The sequence below is a fragment of the Bacillus sp. FSL L8-0358 genome, assembly GCF_038593095.1.
In the GTDB taxonomy this organism is placed as follows: Bacteria; Bacillota; Bacilli; order Bacillales; family Bacillaceae; genus Bacillus; species Bacillus subtilis.
This window is the reverse complement of record NZ_CP151962.1, coordinates 716240-737011: the sequence shown is the minus strand read 5'-3', so window position 1 is coordinate 737011 and position 20772 is coordinate 716240. Positions and strand designations below refer to the sequence as shown.

The following is a 20772-nucleotide window of genomic DNA, read 5'->3' as shown; positions in this document are numbered from 1 at the left end:
TTGTACATTTCATTTTTACAGAAGCAGAAAGAGACTGAAATGAGCTTACTCAACCACAACAAAACCCTGCACCTTCACCTGTTCCTCAGGCAAATCAAACTGATAAAGCATCTTCTTAGAATGAATATCAAACACACCCATATACCCGCCAATGCCCTTTTTATGCTCTTCCTGGGCAACAACATACAGTTGACTCCCCTTAAACTTCCCCTCCATATAAGGGAATGTCAAGCTGTATGTGTGAAAAGAAAAATCCTCCCCATATTCCAGCAAGTTCGCCTCCCCCTCTTTGTCTTCGTACGCAACGTAAAAACTGCCGCTTTCCTTGTTATAGTATACGGTATCAGCGTATTCAAGATCATCAGGATACGGAATATATGTCGTTTTCCATGTCCCTTTTTCAATCACAGTCAATTTATGATCCGAGCTCGCGACAATAAATTCCTCCGAATCTGCGAATTGATCAGCGTATGAGGCTAAACTCAGGGTCTTAATGATTTCATCTGTTTTTCTCTCAATCACGTAAATAGACATGCTTTGAATGATATAAATAAAGTTCTCATCACTGGCACCCATCGTGACAAGCGAAGGCAAGGTAAAGCTATATTCCTTCTTCATTTTTTTATCATTTATGCGGATCTCATTCCCCGTCGTATCAACATTATAGGCCTTAACAGACACATCCTTCCCCTCATGCCAAAACGCAAATGGATCTGACAGCGGATGCTCTTTGATCACATCCTTCTCCAGCGTGTAGTAAAAAGGCTCGTGTTCCGCCAATAATACAAGGTCTGTTGATGCATAAGATTTCGTTTGAATATAAGGCACATCCGCCACCTTAAACGTACGCCTGTTAAACCGTTCGCCTGTTGAGGTTGAAAGCAGCACGCTTTCTTTTATGAAAGGATTGGAGTAAATAAAAAAGATGCGGTCTTCTTCGGGGTGGATGGCGGAAGATTGGACAGGAATACTGTCTTTATTGCGTAACTGAACATACAGAACAAACAGGATGATGCATACCATTAACCCTAATAAACCAAATGTAATCCATTTTTTCTTCATCATCATGCTCCTTAAAAACAATATAGAATACAAACTTCCAAAAAATGTGTAGCGACAATACATTTCGACCATGTTTCCGCCAATCCCTCCACGAATAAAGACACATGCCAAATGACTCATTTTTCCACCAAAACACGCTCTCACACCCACCATCATCCCACCCCGTGGTAAAATTTTGATATTGAGTGAACAAAAGAAGGGAAATGGTCATGAAAGTATTTGAAGCGAAAACACTGCTTTCGGAAGCGACAGACCGTGCAAAAGAGTATAAAGAACTAAGAACGCAAATGGTTAATTTGAGAAAAGCATTAAAAAGCGTCGCTGATCTCAGTGACAGCGAATTTTCAGGAAAAGGCGCCAGCAACATCAAAGCCTTCTATCATGACCACGTTGGCGTCACCGACCAATGGATCGACTACATCGACATGAAAATCGCATTTTTCAACAGCATCGCCGGAGCCGCCGAGGACAAAGGCCTCTCAGACGCATACATCGAAGAATCCTTCCTGGAGCACGAACTGGAAAATGCCAATAAAAAATCAAAATCCATCATGTCCGAACAGAAAAAAGCCATGAAAGACATCCTGAACGATATCGACGACATCCTCCCGCTCGACCTGTTTTCAACAGAAACCTTCAAAGACGAGCTGGCAGATGCCAACGACAAACGCAAAAAAACACTGGAAAAATTGGACGCCTTGGACGAAGACCTGAAGACAGAATACGCCCTGTCAGAACCAAACGAACAATTCATCAAATCCGACTTCCAAAAGCTCCAAGAAGCAACGGGCAAAGGCAAAAACGCCACACCCATCCACTACAACGCCAAGGCGTACCGTGAGAGTGACATACATAAGAAAAAAGGCGACATTGAAAAGCGGACGGATGCTTACTTGAAGATTAAGAAAGAGGAAGCGAAGGAACGCAAGATTGAAAAACTGAAAGAAAGACTGAAAAACTACGATTATGCAGATGCCGATGAATTCTACGAAATGGCAAAAACGATCGGCTATAAAAATCTGACAGCAGAACAACAGAGATACTTCACCCAAATTGAAAACACCCGTGAGCTTGAAGCAGGCTTCAAAGGGGTTGCCGTCGGCCTTTATGATTCCGGGAAAGACGCGGTCGTAGGCCTGTGGGATATGGTCACAGATCCGGGCGGAACCGTTGAAGCCATTACAGGAGCTGTGGCTCACCTGATCAAAACGTATGAAGCCATTTCAGCGGCAATCGAAGAATCGTACCAAAAAGTATAGCACGCACAAAAAAGTAACTATAAAAATTAACATTAATTCAAATAGGCTGTCAAATATTCCTTGACAGCCTAAGAGCCCTTTTCGATAATATGAGAGACTTCAATTCTTACTCTGAAATTTTTCTTTACTAATCTCAGCTTTTAAATCATTTAACCTCTGTAAAATATTTTTATCATCAGTTAAGATCTCGTATTCTTTTATATTATGATAAGTTTTAGTTTCAATTGTATTAATATCAATTAGTTTAGTATGTTCTTTATTTTCATTCACAGTATACTTTCCATAAAAACTTGAGACAGGCATATATGTCAATGCCTCATTATTTTTATATTTATAACCGCTTGGAATTTTAAGGTGTTTTAGGAATAATAAATATTTTTTATTTGGTTCCATAACATTATATCCAGATTCAACGTTGTAAGTTCCAGAGGAAAAGTTGCTCGGTTCATATATCACGACATTCTTTAAATTATCTTTACTCTTTGATTTTATTGTTTTTTCAACTTTAAAATTTGATTTGAGCGCTTGATTATAATTTTGTCTATTTTCGCCGACTGTACCTACTACTACTAAATCAGATTTTGATATTAGTTCTTTTAAATTATTGATATTATTATCAAAATATATATTTGTATATTCAGGTGTATAATTTAGGGACACAGTATATCCATCAAACTCATGTAAATCTTTTTTTATATTAACATTATCAATTAAAGAACTTTTCATAATTAAACCGAATATAATACTGGAAACAAACAAAAGAATAGTAAATAAATATAAAATCTTAATACCTGTTTTCATTAACTTATGTTTCCTTCCATTTCAGTTAATCGTCCATCTTTCACTCTGAACTTTTTGTCTGAAAGTAAATTAATATCATCTTTATTATGACTTGCAATTAAAACTGTTGCTCCCCTTTCTTTCTCTTGACGTATAATATTTCTTATTAGTTCCACACCGTCTTCATCTAAAGCATTGGTAGGCTCGTCTAACACTAATAATTTAGGTTTTTCCATAATAGCCTGCGCAACAGCTAATCTTTGTTTCATCCCTAAGGAATATTTTTTATATGTTCTTATATCTTCAATATTAAGCCCAACTCTAGTAATTGCACTTTTTATTTCAGAATCATTTATCTTATTCTTAATTTTTGATAACAACTTCAAATTTTCAAAACCAGTTAAGTTATCCCAAAAACCAACAGTTTCAATTATAACTCCTAAACTTTCAGGAATTCCCATGTCTTTATGCAGAATTTTATTATTGATTTTAATTTCACCTGTAGTAGGACGTATAAGGCCACATATAGCTCTGAATAGCATAGTCTTTCCCGATCCATTACTTCCTAAGAATCCGTAAATTTTATTATTTTCAATTTTCAAATTAATATTATCTAAAACTTTATTTTTTTTTATAATTTTACTGACATTATTTAATTCGATCAATTTTAGTACTCCTTTAAATTAAAGTATATCTTTCCGTCTAAAAAATAAAGCACTTATTAAAATTATAATTACACTTAAAATTGCAATAATTGATAATAAAATATATGAATTTGAACTTCTTAAAATAAAGAAAGAATTTTTTATTTGTATGTCATGTATAATACTATTGTTTTGCCAACCAACCATCGAGTTAATAAAAGGTGAAATATTCGAGATAACGAATTTATCTTGCATTTTATTGATAACTGTTCCAATTATTAAAATGTGAATAAAATATCCTCCTAAAAAAACCACATAACTCAAATTGGTCGGAAGATATACTGTTATTGTATTTACAATTACAAGAATGAAATAAATAGTTATTATTTGCATAATGAATAAAAACAAAATAACAACAAAATCATTCAGGTGTATATTCAAATGCATAGATAAGCTAAATAAAATAGTAAATAAATAAAATAGAAAGTAATAAAAAGTAGTATATATAAAAATTTCTACATACCTTTTTATAAGCCAACCAACTTTATTGTTAGTTCTTGTGAATATGTATACAGCATTTCTATTCATTTCATGGTCAATATAATTGCCAAGTTTAAGGATTAAAAATAATTGAGGAAGAAACCAAGCTAATAGAGGGATAATCTCTAGCAAGTTATCCGGCTCTAAATACCCGAATGTTAATAACACCCAAAAACCAACATCTTTAGTTGGAGAACTATAAAATTGATAGCTATTCAATTGATATAGATTAACTAGTATACTTAGAATAAGTATCATAAATATATTTTTATAAGGAACATTAATATTAGGTCACCTTCTATCTCATTAAATCTCTCTTTTTATCAAAAAAATAAATTATAAATCTAATACTCACTATTAATATTATTATTAATATTAAATTGAAAATTAAGCACATAACTATATTTTTATAATTACTAATATTGAGGTAGAAAATGAAATCAAAATAATTATATACAGGTAAATAAAAAATTCCTTTTATAAATTCTGGAACTAAAAAACCTATGTAAAGACTGGATATTAGTATTATTTTGTTTTTTAATATAATTTCAAGAAAAAGTATAATCTCTCCTATTAAATAAAAACCTATAGTACATAAAACAAAACCAAGAATAATTAAACTAGTTTCTTCTAATTTAAACAAAGAATTAAAATTGTTTAAGATTAAATATAGAAACATTCCAGAGTGTAGTAGGAGGGTAAACAAAAAAGAGAGACCTAGTAAAACTATACTTTTTTGAACTCTCCATGGCTTACCATTTTTAAATCTAACGAAAACCAACAAGTAGTTAAATTCCCCGAATAATTCCATAACAAAATACATATATATTGGTAAGATTAAAATAAGTAATAGAGAACTATTAAATAAAGAATGGTGTATAATAAGGTAATCATAAGAGTAATATTCTTGATTTACTTTCATAGTATTGTATAGCTGCAAAAATAAAATACCTAAAAAGACCATTAAATTCTTTTTATTATTTAGAAAATTAATAATGATTTGTTTAGTGAATCCATTCATTCATTTTTACCTCCAATTATAACTCCCATTCTTTTCTTACGCCCTTGGAGATAATTAAGAATGATGATAATACTAATAAAAAAATGAACCAAAGTATTAATCCAACCGAATCACCTATGTGTCCAGGTGTAATTTGGTCGTAAAGTGAGAAACCATCAAGCCCTATAGTACTGAATAAAATAGTAGATACAATATAAGCTCCGAATACTAAAACAATTCCTACCATTCGGTTTTTTTCTAGAGTAAAAAAGTAGACTGAAAATGTTAAAACAGCTACAGAACTAGCAAAAAGACTAATTAAAAAAGCAAAAAATAAATCATATATAATTGGATGTTGAACTCTCAGGAAATCAAATAAATACTCGTAGTGAAAATTTTGAAATCCTATATCATAAGGGGGTAGTGAATAAATATTGTCATAGCCCTCGCTCGGAAAAAATAGGATACAGAGTAACTGATTTATTATAAAAGGAATAAAAAATACAAAAAATGTAGTAACGAAAATTACAACTGCCTTTGTTAATACGTAAATTTTCTTAGGCACTCTAGTTAAAATAATCTTATAAACACCAGATTTAAATTCAGTATGTATTGAATCAGAAAAAATAATACCGCTCAAAATTGGTAGCATAATTAAAATTGTTCCCATTATTGATACTGAATATGTTCCCTGAATTAAACTTGATTCTGCTGAAGATCTCAAAAAAGACATCTTCTTATCATATACTGCAAAACACTCCATTAAAAAACCTACAATAGAAAGTATCATTAACAAATTAAATATAAAATGTATTTCTCTTCTAGCTAAACAATTTTTAATCTCATATAATATTTTCATCCCTATCTTCCTTCTTTTTCAAGTTAAAGTTTTCTTAGAACAAAATAACATAAAGCACTTTATAAATAAAGTGCTTTATGTTATTTTAATATTTTATTTATCTAAAATCCGCTCTTCCAGCTACAAATGCTCTAGAGAATTGCTTCCAGTTTGCATTTTCCATTGCCAATCTTACTTTTTGCCCTTTATTAACTGTATCATCAAATTTGATTTTAGTTGTATTTCCTTTTTTCTGGTTGTATTTAGAAGATACTGTGTCCGCACCACTTCGTTGCGCCCAAAAATTGGCTGAGGAAGCTTTTTGGAAGTTTTCAACAGTATTCATGATGTGTTGGTTAGAAGTTTCTTTTGAATGATATCCTGTATAGTTGTTTGAACTATTCCCTCCTAAAACATATCCTGTATAACTTTTGTAAGCAGCTCCAGCCCCAAGAGGCATTAATAATGTTAATCCTAAAACACCAGCTACAATTTTCTTTTTCATCTAAATTCCTCCTTTTATTTTACAATGGTTATTATTGCATATAATTATTTTAATTTCAAGATTACTTTTTGTATTTTCTTCAAAAAATACGAAACTATTCTCTCTTTTTCTATTCCTATGTTCAAATAGACTTCAATAAAGAGGATAATATACCTTATAGTCTTTACCTAAAAAAATACTACAACTTAAAATCATTATATCGTTGTTCAATAAATACATCCTGTGAGCATATGTCAACTTTTACTTTTATGCTAGTTTACATTTATACTCTACATTACTTCAGTAGGTACAGCTTTAGAGGATTACAAAAAACAAACAAACCTTAGTTTATATAAACTAAGGTTTGTTTGTTTTATTATTATGTCTGTGTGCTTAACAGAGCCACTTCATTGTCTGATTTTCAGCACAGCCACACACTCCACATGATTCGTATGCGGAAACATATCCACAGGCTGCACTTCGAGCGTCTGATACCCGCCATCCTCAAGCACCCGCAGGTCTCTCGCAAGCGTGCCAGGATTACAGGACACGTACACAACCCGCTTCGGTTTCATCTCTACAATCGTGCGTAGGAGGGCTTCGTCGCAGCCTTTTCTTGGCGGGTCGACGACTAGCGTATCAGCTGTAATGCCTTCTTCATACCACTTTGGAATCACGGTTTCCGCTTCCCCGACTGCAAATTCTGCGTTTGTGATGCCGTTTAATTCTGCGTTTCGCTTTGCGTCCTCAATTGCTTCCGGCACAATCTCTACACCGTACACTTTTTTCGCCTTCTTCGCCAGAAATAGAGAAATCGTTCCGATGCCGCAGTAGGCGTCGATGACGGTTTCTTCACCTTGAAGCTCCGCGTACTCAAGCGCTTTGTCGTAGAGCACTTTTGTCTGCTCCGGGTTGACCTGATAGAACGATCTGGCGGAAATGGCGAATTTGACGTCTCCGATGAGGTCGTAGATGTATTCTTCGCCCCAGATGACGTTTGTTTCGTTGCCAAAAATGACGTTTGTTTTGTTTGGGTTGATGTTTTGCACAATTGATTTGACGTGCGGGAACGCTGCTGTGATGTCTTCGATGATCTTCGCTTTGTGCGGGAAGTCGTTCGTTCTTGTGATGAAGACGATCATCATTTCGCCCGTCACGACGCCGTATCTGACCATGATGTGGCGGAGCCAGCCTTTGTGGCGTTCTTCATTGTAGGCTTTGACGCCGTATTTGGCGCAAATGTCTTTGACAGCTTGGACGGCTTCGTCGTTTTTGGATTGCTGGATCAGGCAGGCGCTCATGTCGATGATGTCATGGCTTCTTTGCTGATAAAATCCGGCGACGAGTCCGCCTTCCCGTTCTCCTACCGGCACCTGCGCTTTGTTTCTATAGTTCCACGGGTCTTCCATGCCGAGAGTCGGGTGCACGGTGACGTTTGACAGGTCCAGCTTGCCGATCCGTTCTAAGACGTCTTTGACTTGTTTCTGTTTAAACAAGAGCTGGCCTTCGTATGTCATGTGCTGAAGCTGGCAGCCGCCGCATTGTTTGTAAATCGGGCATGGGGCGTCCGTTCTATGCGGGCTTTCTTCCTTCAGCTCGATCAGGCGGCCGAAGGCGAACCCTTTTTTGACACGTGTGACTTTGATTTGGGCTTTTTCCTCCGGCAGGGCGTTCGGCACGAAGATCGGGAAGCCCTGCACCTTTGCGACGCCCGCTCCTTCGTGGGTCAAATCCTCAAATGTCACGTCGTAGTATTCGTTTTTTTCTACTGGGGGTTTCATTTTCATGTATGTTCACCTCTTGTTTTAAGCGAAAGAAAAACTTGGCTTACAAAGCCAAGTTTTAGTCATCCAGCTGTTCCGCTTTCTCCTTCGGCATGACGACGTGAATATGCCGGTACAGATTCACGAATTCGCCCGGCAGCATGCCGCCGTACTCGCCGTCCAGGTTCAGCTGCATCTTTTCTGATACATTGACTTTCACGCGGTTCGCTTTTGTATAAATAATGTGCTGGTCGTTGATGTGTTCGCCGCGAAGCGCCATCGTGGCGACCCTGATAAATTCAGCAAGATTTGCTTTCTTTAGTATCATCAAATCAAACATGCCGTCATTCAAGCTTGAATCCGGCGCGAGCTTTTCGAACCCGCCGACGGAGTTTGTCAGCGTGACCAAAAACAGCATGATTTCACCTTGAAACAGCTTGCCGTCATATTCAATCTCGACTTCTGTCGGACGAAGTGAAGGCAGCATTTCCATTCCTTTTAAATAATAAGCAAGCTGGCCGAGCATTGTTTTGAGTTTGCTTGGCACGTCGTACGTCAGCTCCGTTAGGCGGCCTCCTCCGGCGATATTGATAAAATACTGGCCGTTGACCTGTCCGATATCAATCGGGCGGGCAACGCCGTTAATGACCGTATCTGCCGCTTTTAAAATATCCTCGCGCGGAATGCCGAGCGCTCTGGCGAAGTCGTTTGTTGTGCCGACTGGAATCACACCGAGTGTCGGACGGTTGTCTAAAGGCGCAAGCCCGTTGACGACCTCGTTAATCGTTCCGTCTCCGCCTGCCGCAATGATCAGGTCAAACTCACGCAATGCCGCTTCCTTGGCAGCGTGTGTAGCGTCTCCTGCGCATGTCGTCGCATGGGTGGAGGTTTCATAGCCGGCTTGTTCAAATTTTTGCAGGACCTGGGCAAGATGCTTTTTAAAGATCTCCCGTCCTGAAGTCGGATTGTATATTATGCGTGCACGTTTCATTATCTCATCATCCTACTTAAGAGTATCCGATCCATTTTTACACTAACAACCTTTAATTATACTATGAGTTAAAAAAATCGCAACAAAATGTACATAATCTTACAGGTGAAAACGCACAAAAGCCCCAGCAGAGCTGAGGCTTTTTGTTTTTTTTACTCTTCTTCCGTTCCCGGTTTTTTCTTGCGGAACTTCGCCAATACTTCGTATACGATTGGCACGATCAAGAGCGTCAGAAGCGTTGAACTGATCAAACCGCCGATAACGGTTACGCCGAGTCCTTTTGAAATGACCTGGCTTCCGCCTTCGAAGCCGAGTGCTAATGGAATCAAGGCGCCGATTGTCGCAATGGCTGTCATCAGGATCGGACGGAGTCGTGTAGAGCCGGCTTCCAGGAGCGCTTCTCTCGTAGACAGGCCTTCCGCTTCCTTATGAATCACGCGGTCAATTAAGACAATGGCATTCGTGACAACGATACCGATCAGCATGAGCATACCGATCATTGCGTTCAGACTGATCGTTTCACCTGATACGTAAAGTCCGACCAGGGCACCGATGACTGTGAACGGCAATGAGAACAGAATCGCAAATGGCGCTAGCGCTCCGCCGAAGGTAATCACGAGCACAAGGTAAACGATCGCTATTGCTGCCAGCATCGCTAAACCGAGCTTCGTGAAGGAATCAGCGATATCCGCTGATACGCCGCCGGTGTCAATCGATACGTTATCAGGATGGTCTAGCTTATCGATTTTCTTCTGGATAGCAGCTGATACGGCTGTGACGTTGTCAGATGTAACCTCACCTGTGACATCCGCATAGACTTTTCCGTCACGTTTTGACACGGTATCTGATGTTGATCCTTCTTTCACTTTTGCCACATCGCCGATTTTGACTTCCTGGCCAGTCGCTGAAGTGATCTTTTTATTCTCTAAATCTTTCACACTCTTATACTCGTCTTTTTCTGTCTTAATGTTCACATCAAGCTCTTTGCCGTCTTTTTTCACTGTGGTGAGCGGTTCTTGCGATGTTTGTGACATTAAGGCCTGAGAAATTTGAGACGCGGTTAAACCGAGTTTGCTTAGTTTTTCTTGGTCAGCGACAAATGTGTACTCATCATATGTGCTGGAAAGGCCTGAGTTTACGTTTTTCAGATCCTTTTCATCTTTCATGATTTTTTCAATGTCTTTGACCGTGTCTTTAATATCGTTTTCAGAATCGCCATACACATAGTATGTTAATTCGTTGTTATTGCCTGAAGAACTGAAGTCCTGTGACTTCCATTCTCCGCGGTCAGATTGCTTTTGGATTTCCTTCAGAACGTTATCTTTTTCTTTATCAAAGTCAGGCGTGTCGCTTTCATATTTGATATAGAATAACGCGCCGTTAGAATCTCCTCCGGCAAGCGGGCTGCCAGAGCCTAATGAATACTGAACCGTATCGACATGCTTGCGGTCAAGCAGGATTTTTTCCGCTTTTTCAGCTTCATTTTCGGCTTCTTTTTTCGTTTCACCCGGTTCTGGGCTGTATGTGAGCTGCATCGTTTTTTCTTCCTCGGACGGCAGGTAGCTGGCACCGATTAACGGTACGAGGAACAAGCTTCCAAGGAGCATCAGAACAGCGATGATAGACGTGATCCATTTGTGGCTCAGCGCCCAGTTCAATACTTTTTTATAGATGTTTGCAAGTCTGCCAGGTTTGTGTTCTTTCGCTTTAATCGGCGCGCCCGTTAATGATTTTTTGAACAGGCTGTGTGCGAGCATCGGCACAAGCGTGATCGAAATCACCAGGGATGCGGCAAGCGCAAAAACAATCGTTAAGGCAAACGGAATAAACAACTCACCGATTTGTCCGCCTACAAGTGCGAGCGGCAGGAATACCGCGATTGTCACAATCGTTGATGACATGATCGGTTTAAACATTTCCTTCGTCGCTTCACGAACCAAGGCTTTTCCGCGGAGCGGCTCGTCTTTGAGTCTCATTCGGCGATAAATGTTCTCGATCACAACGATGGAGTCATCGACTACACGTCCGATGGCAACGGTCATTGCGCCGAGCGTCATAATATTCAATGTGATATCAAGCTGCTGCAGCACAAGGAGTGCGATCAGCAATGATAATGGAATTGAAATTACCGAAATTAATGTTGATTTGATATCTCTTAAGAATAAGAGAATAATCACAATCGCAAAAATAGCACCGAAGATGGCTTTGCTTAACATCGTGTCAACTGACTGTGTGATCGGCTCCGCCATGTCGAGAGTTGCGCTGTAATTGAAGCCTTTATGGTCTTCTTTGAACTTCTTCAGCTCAGCTTTGACATCGTCGGCAACCTCTACCGTATTCGCATCGTTTGCTTTGACGATGTTGATGCCGATGCTGTCTTTGCCATTTGTGCGTGAAACGGATTCAGCTTTTTTCACATCTTTAATTGTAGCAATGTCAGAAAGTTTGACCGTCGGCACTGCTGTGCTTGCGCTTTGCTGCGCCTGTGCTGCCGCTTGCGCGCTCTGAGCTGTTTGAGCACTCTGCGCACCCGCTTGAGATGCTGCGCTGCTGCCTGCACTTGAAGCAGATGCCGTCGGGATTCTCATATTCTTCAAATCTTTAATTGTTTCAATATCGCCGCTAACGACGACAGATTTTTCTTCATTTCCGAATGTGTACAATCCAAGCGGAGTTGTCACATCTGAACCTTGAATCACTTGCTTGACTGTATCTTCATCAAGGCCGTATTCCTTCAGTTTGTCTTCTTTGAACGAGAATTCAACCTCTTCCACCTGCTGGCCTGATACTTGGACGGACGCAACGCCTTCTATGCCTTCAAGCTTAGAAACGAGGCTGTCCTCCACTTGTTTCGTCAGCTCTTGCAGATTATCTTTATCACTGGACACGCTCAGCGTCAGAATCGGGAATGAGTTCAAGCTGTAGCGTGAAATCTCCGGATCCTTCGCGTCATCAGGCAGGCTGACGTTTTCTAACGCTTCAGCTGCTTCTGTTTTCGCTTTGTCCATATCTTTCTCATAATCATATTCAATCATGACCGACGATGCGTTTTCATAGGACGTCGACGTCACAACGCTGACACCGTCCAAGTTCTGTACGGCTTGTTCAACCGGTTTGGTCACTTCATCAGCCACTTGGCTTGGTGTCGCACCCGGATATGTCGTGCTGATCGTCAAGTAAGGCATATTCACGTCAGGAATAGACTCTTGCTTCATATTCATACCCGCATACAAGCCGGCTGCCGTTACAATAATCGTCATCAGCCATACGGCGAATTTGTTTTTCAGAACGAAATTAATAACGTGATTCATCATATCCTCCATTACATTTTTTATTGACTGACTGGTCATTCTATATAATACTAAACGTTATAACGCAACAACGTCAACTCATATACCAGAAAATTTTACTAAATTTTTCAAGGATTAAGGGGAAGCACGTCATGAATGAAAAAAAAGAGAGAATCATAAAAACCAGCATTCGTTTATTTGCGAAAAAAGGATTCGCAGCTACGACGATCCAAGAAATCGCCAGTGAATGCGGCATTTCGAAGGGCGCTTTTTATTTGCACTTCAAATCGAAAGAAGCGCTGCTGTTATCTGCCTGTGAATATTATATCGGTATGTCTATGAACAAAATGAAAAATATAGAAGAAGATCTCGCAGGAAAGCCGCCTAAAGAAGTTTTGAAAAAACAAATTGGCGCACAATTTGAGGATTTTCGTGATCATAAAGATTTTATCGTTCTTTTGCTTACCGAAAATATCATTCCGGAAAATCAAGAAATCAAGCAATACTTTTACAAAGTAACCATGGAGACGGATAAGCTGTACCGGAACGCCTTGCTGGTATCCTATGGCAAAGGAATCGAGCGGTATGTCGCAGATCTGTCCATCATGGCAAGAGGCATTGTGCATTCTTATATGAACGTGATGGTATTTAACGGTGAGCTTAATATCGATGCAGAAGAAATCTCAGCCTTTATTATTGAGAGACTGGATGATCTTGTACAGGGGCTGAGCCGTTCTGCACTCAATCCGATTGTGTCAAAAGACATTTTCAACCCGATGCCTGCGGGGAAGGACCAGCTGCTTGAGGACATTCAGAAAGTGAAAGAAAACAGCACGCTGCCCGAGGATATCACAGTGTCACTTGATGTTATCGAGGAAGAATTGACTCAGGATAAACCGCGCAAGCCGATTATTAAAGGCATGCTGTTCAATTTGACCGGAACCAACGACAAAGAAGTTGAAAGGCTCCGGGCCCTCATCTCAGTCTTTATCTCAATTTGACCATAAAAAAAGCAGCCTCTGCGGGCTGCTTTTTTATTAGCGTTTTTTAATTTCTTCAAGCAGAATTTTGTTGACCATCGGCGGGTTGGCTTGTCCTTTGGACGCTTTCATAATCTGTCCGACTAGGAAGCCGATCGCGCGGTCTTTTCCGTTTTTAAAGTCTTCGATTGATTGAGGATTGTTGTCAAGCGCCTCAGTGACAAGCTTCAGAAGCACACCTTCGTCAGAAATCTGAACAAGGCCTTTCTCTTTCACAACCTTCTCAGCGTCGCCGCCTTTTTCAATCAATTCTTTAAACACTTTCTTCGCGATCTTAGAAGAAATGGTTCCTTTTTCAATCAATTTGATCATGCCGGCAAGGCCTTCAGGTGTCAGGGCAACCTCGGCAAGCTCTTTTTGCTCAGCGTTTAGGTAAGCTGACACTTCACCCATCAGCCAGTTAGACGCTTGTTTGGCTTCAGCGCCTTTTTGAACGGTTTCTTCGAAGAAATCAGCCATTTCTTTTGTCAGCGTCAGAACCATCGCGTCATATGCAGGCAAGCCAAGCTCTTCGATATAACGCTTGCGGCGCTCATCCGGAAGCTCGGGAATGCTTGCTTTTACGCGTTCCTTCCATTCATCATCAATGTAGAGCTCGACTAGATCTGGCTCTGGGAAGTAACGGTAGTCGTCAGATCCCTCTTTGACACGCATAAGAATGGTTTTCTTCGTTGCTTCATCATAACGGCGAGTTTCTTGCTGGATGACGCCGCCCGAAAGAAGAACCTGCTCCTGGCGTTTTTCTTCATGCTCAAGGCCTTTTTGAACAAACGCAAAGGAGTTCAAGTTTTTCAATTCTGTTTTTGTGCCGAATTCCTCTTGGCCGATCGGACGAAGAGAGATATTGGCGTCACAGCGAAGTGAGCCTTCTTCCATTTTACAGTCAGAAACGCCTGTATATTGGATGATGGATTTCAGCTTTTCAAGATACGCGTACGCTTCTTCCGGCGTGCGGATGTCCGGCTCTGATACGATCTCAACAAGCGGCGTTCCTTGACGGTTGAAGTCAACAAGAGAATAGCCGTCGCCTGTATGCGTCAGCTTTCCGGCATCCTCTTCAAGGTGAAGGCGCGTGATGCCGATGCGTTTTGTTTTGCCGCCGACTTCAATTTCGATCCAGCCGTTTTCGCCGATTGGCTTATCAAATTGAGAAATCTGATACGCTTTCGGGTTGTCAGGATAGAAATAGTTTTTGCGGTCAAACTTCGTATCCGTTGCGATCTCACAGTTGAGCGCCATAGCGGCTTTCATTGCGAATTCAACGGCTTCTTTGTTCAGGACAGGCAGGACGCCCGGGTAACCGAGGTCAATGACGCTTGTCTGCGTATTCGCCTCCGCGCCGAATGGCGTTGGAGAGCTTGAGAAAATTTTTGATTTTGTTTTTAACTCAACGTGGACTTCAAGTCCGATTACCGTTTCAAAGTTCAATTCTTTTCACCCCTTACAGTTCAGGTTTTGCTTTATGATGGTCTGTCGCTTGTTCAAATGCATGAGCAACGCGGTATACAGTGCTTTCATCAAAGTGTTTTCCGATGATTTGCAGGCCGAGCGGAAGACCGTCTGCTAATCCGCATGGCACGCTGATTCCCGGTACGCCGGCAAGGTTGACCGGAATCGTTAAGATATCGTTTGCGTACATTGTGAGCGGATCCTTCGTGTTTTCACCGATTTTAAACGCAGGTGTCGGTGTAGTCGGTCCAACAATAACATCATATTTTTCAAATACGTCCTCGAAATCCTTCTTAATCAACGTACGCACTTTTTGCGCTTTTTTGTAGTACGCATCGTAGTAGCCTGAGCTTAAAGCAAACGTTCCGAGCATGATGCGGCGTTTGACTTCATTTCCAAAACCTTCAGCGCGCGTTTGCTTGTAAAGGTCGATCAGGTTATCCGCGTTGTCTGTGCGGTAGCCGTAGCGGATGCCGTCAAAGCGTGCAAGGTTCGCTGACGCTTCAGAAGATGACAGCAGGTAATATGTCGCAAGCGCGTATTTACTGTGCGGAAGAGACACTTCTTCCCATGTAGCGCCGAGACCTTCAAGGACTTTCAGCGCTGCCAAGACAGATTCTCTCGCTTCTTTGCCGACACCTTCACCAAGGTATTCTTTCGGAACGGCGATTTTCAGTCCTTTGATGTCGCCAGTTAATGAAGAAAGAAAATCAGGCACGTCCACATTTGCACTCGTGGAGTCCATTTTATCTACGCCGGAAATCGCTTGAAGTAAAAACGCGTTATCCTCAACCGTACGTGTAATCGGTCCGATTTGGTCTAATGAAGACGCAAATGCGACCAGTCCGTAACGAGATACACGTCCGTATGTAGGTTTTAATCCGACAACGCCACAGAAAGAAGCCGGCTGACGGATGGAGCCGCCTGTGTCAGATCCAAGAGAAAACGGAACTTCTCCCGCAGCAACCGCAGCCGCAGATCCGCCGCTCGATCCGCCGGGAACTGTATCCAGGTTCCAAGGGTTTTTCGTCAGCTTGTAAGCAGAGTTTTCGGTAGATGACCCCATGGCGAATTCGTCCATGTTCAGTTTTCCGATTGTGACCGCTTCAGCGTCTTGAAGGCGCTGAACGACAGTAGCGTCATAAATCGGATCAAAGTTTTCGAGAATTTTGCTGGAGCATGTTGTGCGCAGCCCTTTTGTTACGATATTATCTTTTACGCCGATCGGCATACCGAAAAGAAGACCGTGCTCAGAACGGCCGTCAACCGCCTCATCAAGCTCCTTCGCGTATGCGCGCGCTCTTTCTTCATCTAATGCCAAAAAGGCTTGTACCTTATCATCAACCGCTTGGATGCGTTTATAAGATTCATCAACCAGATCAGAAATCTTAATCTCTTTTTTATGTATGAGCTGTTTTAATTCTGTGATTTTATGATCAAATAATGACATTCTTGTGTCCCTCCTTTAGTCCAGAATTGATGGCACACGAATATAGCCGTCTTTATGGTCAGGCGCATTTTTCATGACATCCTCAACCGGAAGACCTTTACCCGCTTCATCTTCTCTCATGACATTTTTCATTTTCAGCACGTGAGTTGTAGGCTCCACATTGTCTGTGTTAACCTCATTAAGCTCTTCGGCAAATGAAATGATACTGTCGAGCTGTTCAGTGAACATTTTTGCTTCTTCTTCAGTAATCGCAAGTCTTGCAAGGTGCGCAACGTGCTTTACTTCTTCTATTGAAATTCGTGACATATGATCCACCTCCACATATTTCTCCGTTAAGTCATATAATACTGATCATATCAAAAACAAGCCCTTTAAAGCAACAAAACGCCTTGAGACAGGCCTGTGTTTTCGAAACAATACCCTATATATTTTATACTAAAATGAGGAGAAGGAGAAACGAAATATTTTTCTGAATATTTTTACTTTAATTATTTTTTGAAAGCGTTTTATTCTTTATTCCCTTCTAGGTTTGCAACGGTATTTCCAGCTTATGATCAATGTTTCATCGCTTGAATGGCCGGGAATACTTTGTTAGGTTAAGTTACCAAGTGCACCCGCAAAAGAATTTCTTTTGTTTTGCACTTACGCCAGGCTGCTTAACTGGCACCATCAATTTGAGAGGTGATGCAACATTATTAGAAATGAAGAGAGGGTAAAACGTGAGTATTGAAATTATTATATCTTTAGGAATTTACTTTATTGCCATGCTGTTAATCGGCTGGTATGCATTCAAGAAAACCACTGACATCAATGATTACATGCTTGGAGGAAGAGGCCTCGGACCATTCGTTACTGCTTTGTCTGCCGGCGCGGCCGATATGAGCGGATGGATGCTGATGGGTGTTCCCGGCGCGATGTTTGCGACAGGGCTGTCCACCTTATGGCTTGCTTTAGGTCTTACAATCGGGGCGTACTCAAATTACTTGCTGCTGGCTCCAAGGCTGCGTGCTTATACAGAAGCGGCGGATGATGCGATTACGATTCCTGATTTCTTTGATAAACGATTCCAGCATTCTTCATCACTGCTGAAAATCGTATCTGCATTGATCATCATGATCTTTTTCACATTGTATACCTCTTCCGGTATGGTATCTGGCGGACGGCTGTTTGAATCTGCTTTTGGTGCGGATTACAAATTAGGCTTGTTTCTGACCACCGCAGTTGTCGTATTATACACACTGTTTGGCGGTTTCCTTGCTGTCAGTCTGACTGACTTCGTGCAGGGTGCGATCATGTTTGCAGCACTAGTGCTTGTGCCGATCGTTGCTTTTACCCATGTGGGCGGCGTTGCTCCGACTTTCCATGAAATCGACGCTGTTAATCCACATTTATTGGATATTTTTAAAGGCGCGAGCGTCATTAGCATTATTTCCTATTTAGCCTGGGGGTTGGGCTACTACGGCCAGCCTCATATCATCGTCCGATTTATGGCCATTAAAGACATTAAAGATTTAAAACCTGCACGCCGAATCGGTATGAGCTGGATGATCATTACAGTTCTAGGTTCCGTGCTGACGGGTTTAATCGGTGTTGCATACGCCCATAAATTCGGAGTTGCTGTAAAAGATCCGGAGATGATTTTCATTATCTTCTCTAAAATCTTGTTCCACCCATTAATTACAGGGTTCTTATTGTCAGCTATTTTGGCTGCCATCATGAGTTCGATTTCCTCACAGCTCTTGGTCACAGCAAGTGCTGTTACAGAGGATTTATACCGGTCATTTTTCAGACGAAAAGCTTCTGATAAAGAATTGGTCATGATCGGGCGATTGTCCGTCTTAATCATTGCCGTTATCGCGGTACTCTTGTCATTGAACCCGAACAGCACCATTCTTGATTTGGTCGGATACGCTTGGGCCGGCTTCGGTTCAGCTTTCGGACCTGCGATTCTGCTCAGTCTGTATTGGAAGCGAATGAACGAATGGGGCGCGCTTGCTGCCATGATTGTCGGGGCTGCGACCGTGTTGATCTGGATTACAACCGGCCTGGCAAAATCAACCGGTGTGTACGAAATCATCCCTGGGTTTATTCTCAGTATGATTGCCGGCATCATTGTCAGCATGATCACAAAACGTCCTGCAAAAGCCTCTTACCGATTATTCGGTGTCATGGAAAAGCTGTTAAAACGCAAAAAGTAAGCAATAAGCCATCAAGCGCAGCTTGGTGGCTTTTGTGCCCTTGTTTTGCTATAAATACTGTGAGAAAATCATATTTATTTAAAAACACCATAGAGAAGGGGGAAGTTTGCTGTTGAGCTGGTATATTGATCCTGATATTTTATTGAAATTGGGCATTGCCACATTGATTGGCATGGTCATCGGGCTTGAACGCGAATTAAAAAATAAGCCGCTCGGATTAAAAACCTGTATTGTCATCGCAGTCAGCTCATGCATGCTGACGATCGTCAGTATTAATGCGGCATATCATTTCCCTAAATACTACCGCATCATGATGGATCCGCTTCGTCTGCCGGCACAAATCATCTCCGGCGTCGGGTTTATCGGCGCCGGTGTCATCCTGCGAAAAAGCAATGATGTCATTTCCGGCCTGACGACATCGGCCATGATCTGGGGGGCAGCGGGGCTCGGGCTTGCTACGGGAGCCGGTTTTTATAAAGAAGCGTTTGCCAGTCTTCTGTTCATCCTGATCAGCGTGGAATTTCTCCCATGGGTGGTCAGAAAAATCGGCCCCGACCGCCTGCAGGAAAAAGACATCCGCATCAGAATGTCACTTTCTGATAAAGACAAAATGACAGAGATTTTAAAAGAAATGAAAAGAAGAGATATCAAAGCACACTCCGTTCGGATCGACGACCTGGGCGAAAAGGATTTTCCAATTATGGAAGTGAAGGTCCGCGTCCATAAAAACAGATACACGACCGATGTCTACTATGACATTAAAGCCATTGAAGGCGTAGTCGGCGTGAAGTGTGATACATTATAAAAGCCAATGGGACTGGAATCCCATTGGCTTCTTCTATCTACACCAGTGCTGAAAAATCAAATGCTGTAATCGGCGTGCCATTCTCTATATCTCTTCTGAAACCGGCCAGCATTTCTTTTTCTTCTTCTCCTATTGTGTTAAGGTCAAACATCTGATGCAGCAATCCGTAAATCAGCATATGGCGAAGGCGGAGGAAATCAGGTATTATCATCAGCCATGCAGGGTCAAGCTCATTTTCCTCCCAGTACCCTTTCATAAAATGCGTCATAAATTCTTCTGTAAACGCAGCTTTATCATCATATGGCACAACCGGATACCACAGGACATTGTAGAGAAGAATGCTAATATCGTTAACAAACCAGTTGTAGCCGATATCATCAAAATCAAATGCCGTGATTTTGCCATGATCCCAGTTAAAATTGCCATGGTGCAGATCCGCATGCACCAAGCCGTAGTTGTCCTGGCTTTTCGGGAGCCTCCGCAGTTCATTCATCAAAGAATCGGCTTGCTGAAACACCTTTATCTGATCTTCAGGCACATATTTTCTCAGCTTTAATTGCTCCTCTTCATCCCATTCCTGTCTTTTGAAAGCGGGATTGCTCAATTTGTAGCTTTTTGTCAGGCTGTGCATGCTGCCTGTGTATCTGCCAAGCTCATAAAATAGCGTTTCATTCCAGTCCGATTCATCCACTTTTTGCCCCGGCGCTTTCTCATACACTCTCAATAAAAATGACCCGCCGTTTCCGTCCGGCACTGCTTCTACGTCTTTTCCGTTCAGCGATGGGAGCGGTTTGGCTACTGAAATTCCCCCTATTGCAAGGTGACGGAGCCATTCCATCTCTCCCATTATATAATCAGAAGATCTCCGAATCGTATGGGTAATCTTTAAAATATAAGGTTGATTGTCTTTCATACATTCATATACATAGTTTTCCGCATCAGCCAGAAAACGCACCTGATCTTTTGAGAAACCGTATCTCGCTGCAGCTTCTGCCAAAACCTGCTCTTCATGAAATATTTTTTTGATATCTTTATGCACGTCTAACATCCTTTCATTGCTATAGATTTGATAATGATTGTTTTCACACGATTTCCAGCATCAACATACCTCCCCTTGATTTGTGTTTCGGCAGAAGCGAAAGTGATTTCCCTTTTCCTGTTAATTGTAACATAAAAACC

At 41.2% G+C, this 20772-nt stretch carries 15 protein-coding genes and 2 pseudogenes; 4 read left to right on the top strand and 13 right to left on the bottom strand.

Features of this window, described 5'->3' with window-relative positions; all coding sequences use genetic code 11:
- Positions 1-45: 45 nt before the first annotated feature.
- Entirely contained in the window at positions 46-1062 is a 1017-nt protein-coding gene (locus NYE49_RS03765) for a hypothetical protein (RefSeq protein WP_047182230.1), read from the bottom strand.
- 209 nt (positions 1063-1271) lie between these two features.
- On the opposite strand from NYE49_RS03765, the pseudogene NYE49_RS03760 reads away from it, so the two are divergent.
- Positions 1272-2315, top strand: a pseudogene (locus NYE49_RS03760) (T7SS effector LXG polymorphic toxin); the annotation flags it as partial.
- 105 nt (positions 2316-2420) lie between these two features.
- Here the strand turns inward: NYE49_RS03760 and NYE49_RS03755 are convergent.
- From NYE49_RS03755 to srfP, 8 genes are all read right to left on the bottom strand, one after another.
- Positions 2421-3122 carry a hypothetical protein gene (locus tag NYE49_RS03755; RefSeq protein WP_047182229.1) on the bottom strand — a complete coding sequence of 234 codons (702 nt, stop codon included), beginning with the start codon at positions 3120-3122 and terminating at the stop codon, positions 2421-2423.
- Positions 3122-3766 carry an ATP-binding cassette domain-containing protein gene (locus tag NYE49_RS03750; protein WP_047182228.1) on the bottom strand — a complete coding sequence of 215 codons (645 nt, stop codon included), beginning with the start codon at positions 3764-3766 and terminating at the stop codon, positions 3122-3124. The genes NYE49_RS03755 and NYE49_RS03750 overlap by 1 nt, the downstream gene beginning before the upstream one ends.
- An 817-nt stretch (positions 3767-4583) precedes the next feature.
- The gene (locus tag NYE49_RS03745; protein ID WP_047182226.1) at positions 4584-5306 is read right to left on the bottom strand and encodes a hypothetical protein; all 723 of its coding nucleotides are present in this window, start codon (positions 5304-5306) and stop codon (positions 4584-4586) included.
- Between the two features lie 16 nt (positions 5307-5322).
- Positions 5323-6144, bottom strand: coding sequence for a hypothetical protein (locus tag NYE49_RS03740; RefSeq protein WP_342410936.1), 822 nt, complete (start codon positions 6142-6144; stop codon positions 5323-5325).
- Between the two features lie 97 nt (positions 6145-6241).
- Positions 6242-6628 (bottom strand): hypothetical protein, encoded by a 387-nt coding sequence (locus NYE49_RS03735; protein WP_047182224.1) that lies wholly within the window; start codon positions 6626-6628, stop codon positions 6242-6244.
- 386 nt (positions 6629-7014) lie between these two features.
- Positions 7015-8394 (bottom strand): 23S rRNA (uracil(1939)-C(5))-methyltransferase RlmD, encoded by a 1380-nt coding sequence (rlmD, locus tag NYE49_RS03730; protein ID WP_047182223.1) that lies wholly within the window; start codon positions 8392-8394, stop codon positions 7015-7017.
- Positions 8395-8449: 55 nt separating this feature from the next.
- Positions 8450-9361, bottom strand: a complete 912-nt coding sequence (locus tag NYE49_RS03725) for a diacylglycerol kinase (protein ID WP_003233894.1) — start codon at positions 9359-9361, stop codon at positions 8450-8452.
- Between the two features lie 152 nt (positions 9362-9513).
- Positions 9514-12672 carry a surfactin resistance protein SrfP gene (srfP, locus tag NYE49_RS03720; RefSeq protein WP_047182222.1) on the bottom strand — a complete coding sequence of 1053 codons (3159 nt, stop codon included), beginning with the start codon at positions 12670-12672 and terminating at the stop codon, positions 9514-9516.
- 131 nt (positions 12673-12803) lie between these two features.
- On the opposite strand from srfP, the pseudogene NYE49_RS03715 reads away from it, so the two are divergent.
- Positions 12804-13692 (top strand): annotated as a pseudogene (locus NYE49_RS03715) (TetR/AcrR family transcriptional regulator).
- Here NYE49_RS03715 and gatB read toward each other — a convergent pair.
- From gatB to gatC, 3 genes are read right to left on the bottom strand one after another with little or no spacing between them, the layout of a single operon-like run.
- A complete protein-coding gene (gene gatB, locus NYE49_RS03710) occupies positions 13689-15119 on the bottom strand; it encodes an Asp-tRNA(Asn)/Glu-tRNA(Gln) amidotransferase subunit GatB (RefSeq protein ID WP_047182220.1) in 1431 nt (476 codons plus the stop codon). The pseudogene NYE49_RS03715 and the gene gatB sit on opposite strands and share 4 nt — an antisense overlap.
- Positions 15120-15132: 13 nt before the next feature.
- The gene (gatA, locus tag NYE49_RS03705; RefSeq protein WP_003242878.1) at positions 15133-16590 is read right to left on the bottom strand and encodes an Asp-tRNA(Asn)/Glu-tRNA(Gln) amidotransferase subunit GatA; all 1458 of its coding nucleotides are present in this window, start codon (positions 16588-16590) and stop codon (positions 15133-15135) included.
- A gap of 15 nt (positions 16591-16605) precedes the next feature.
- Positions 16606-16896: an Asp-tRNA(Asn)/Glu-tRNA(Gln) amidotransferase subunit GatC gene (gene gatC / locus NYE49_RS03700; RefSeq protein WP_003219442.1), complete on the bottom strand. Its 291-nt coding sequence runs from the start codon at positions 16894-16896 to the stop codon at positions 16606-16608.
- Between the two features lie 413 nt (positions 16897-17309).
- Here gatC and opuE point away from each other — a divergent pair, with 413 nt between their 5' ends.
- Together opuE and NYE49_RS03690 are read left to right on the top strand one after the other, a co-directional pair.
- A complete protein-coding gene (gene opuE / locus NYE49_RS03695) occupies positions 17310-18788 on the top strand; it encodes a proline transporter OpuE (RefSeq protein WP_047182219.1) in 1479 nt (492 codons plus the stop codon).
- A gap of 106 nt (positions 18789-18894) precedes the next feature.
- Positions 18895-19593 (top strand): MgtC/SapB family protein, encoded by a 699-nt coding sequence (locus NYE49_RS03690; protein ID WP_010886431.1) that lies wholly within the window; start codon positions 18895-18897, stop codon positions 19591-19593.
- Positions 19594-19630: 37 nt separating this feature from the next.
- Here NYE49_RS03690 and NYE49_RS03685 read toward each other — a convergent pair whose 3' ends face one another.
- Positions 19631-20641: a phosphotransferase enzyme family protein gene (locus tag NYE49_RS03685; protein WP_080344163.1), complete on the bottom strand. Its 1011-nt coding sequence runs from the start codon at positions 20639-20641 to the stop codon at positions 19631-19633.
- Positions 20642-20772: the final 131 nt, after the last annotated feature.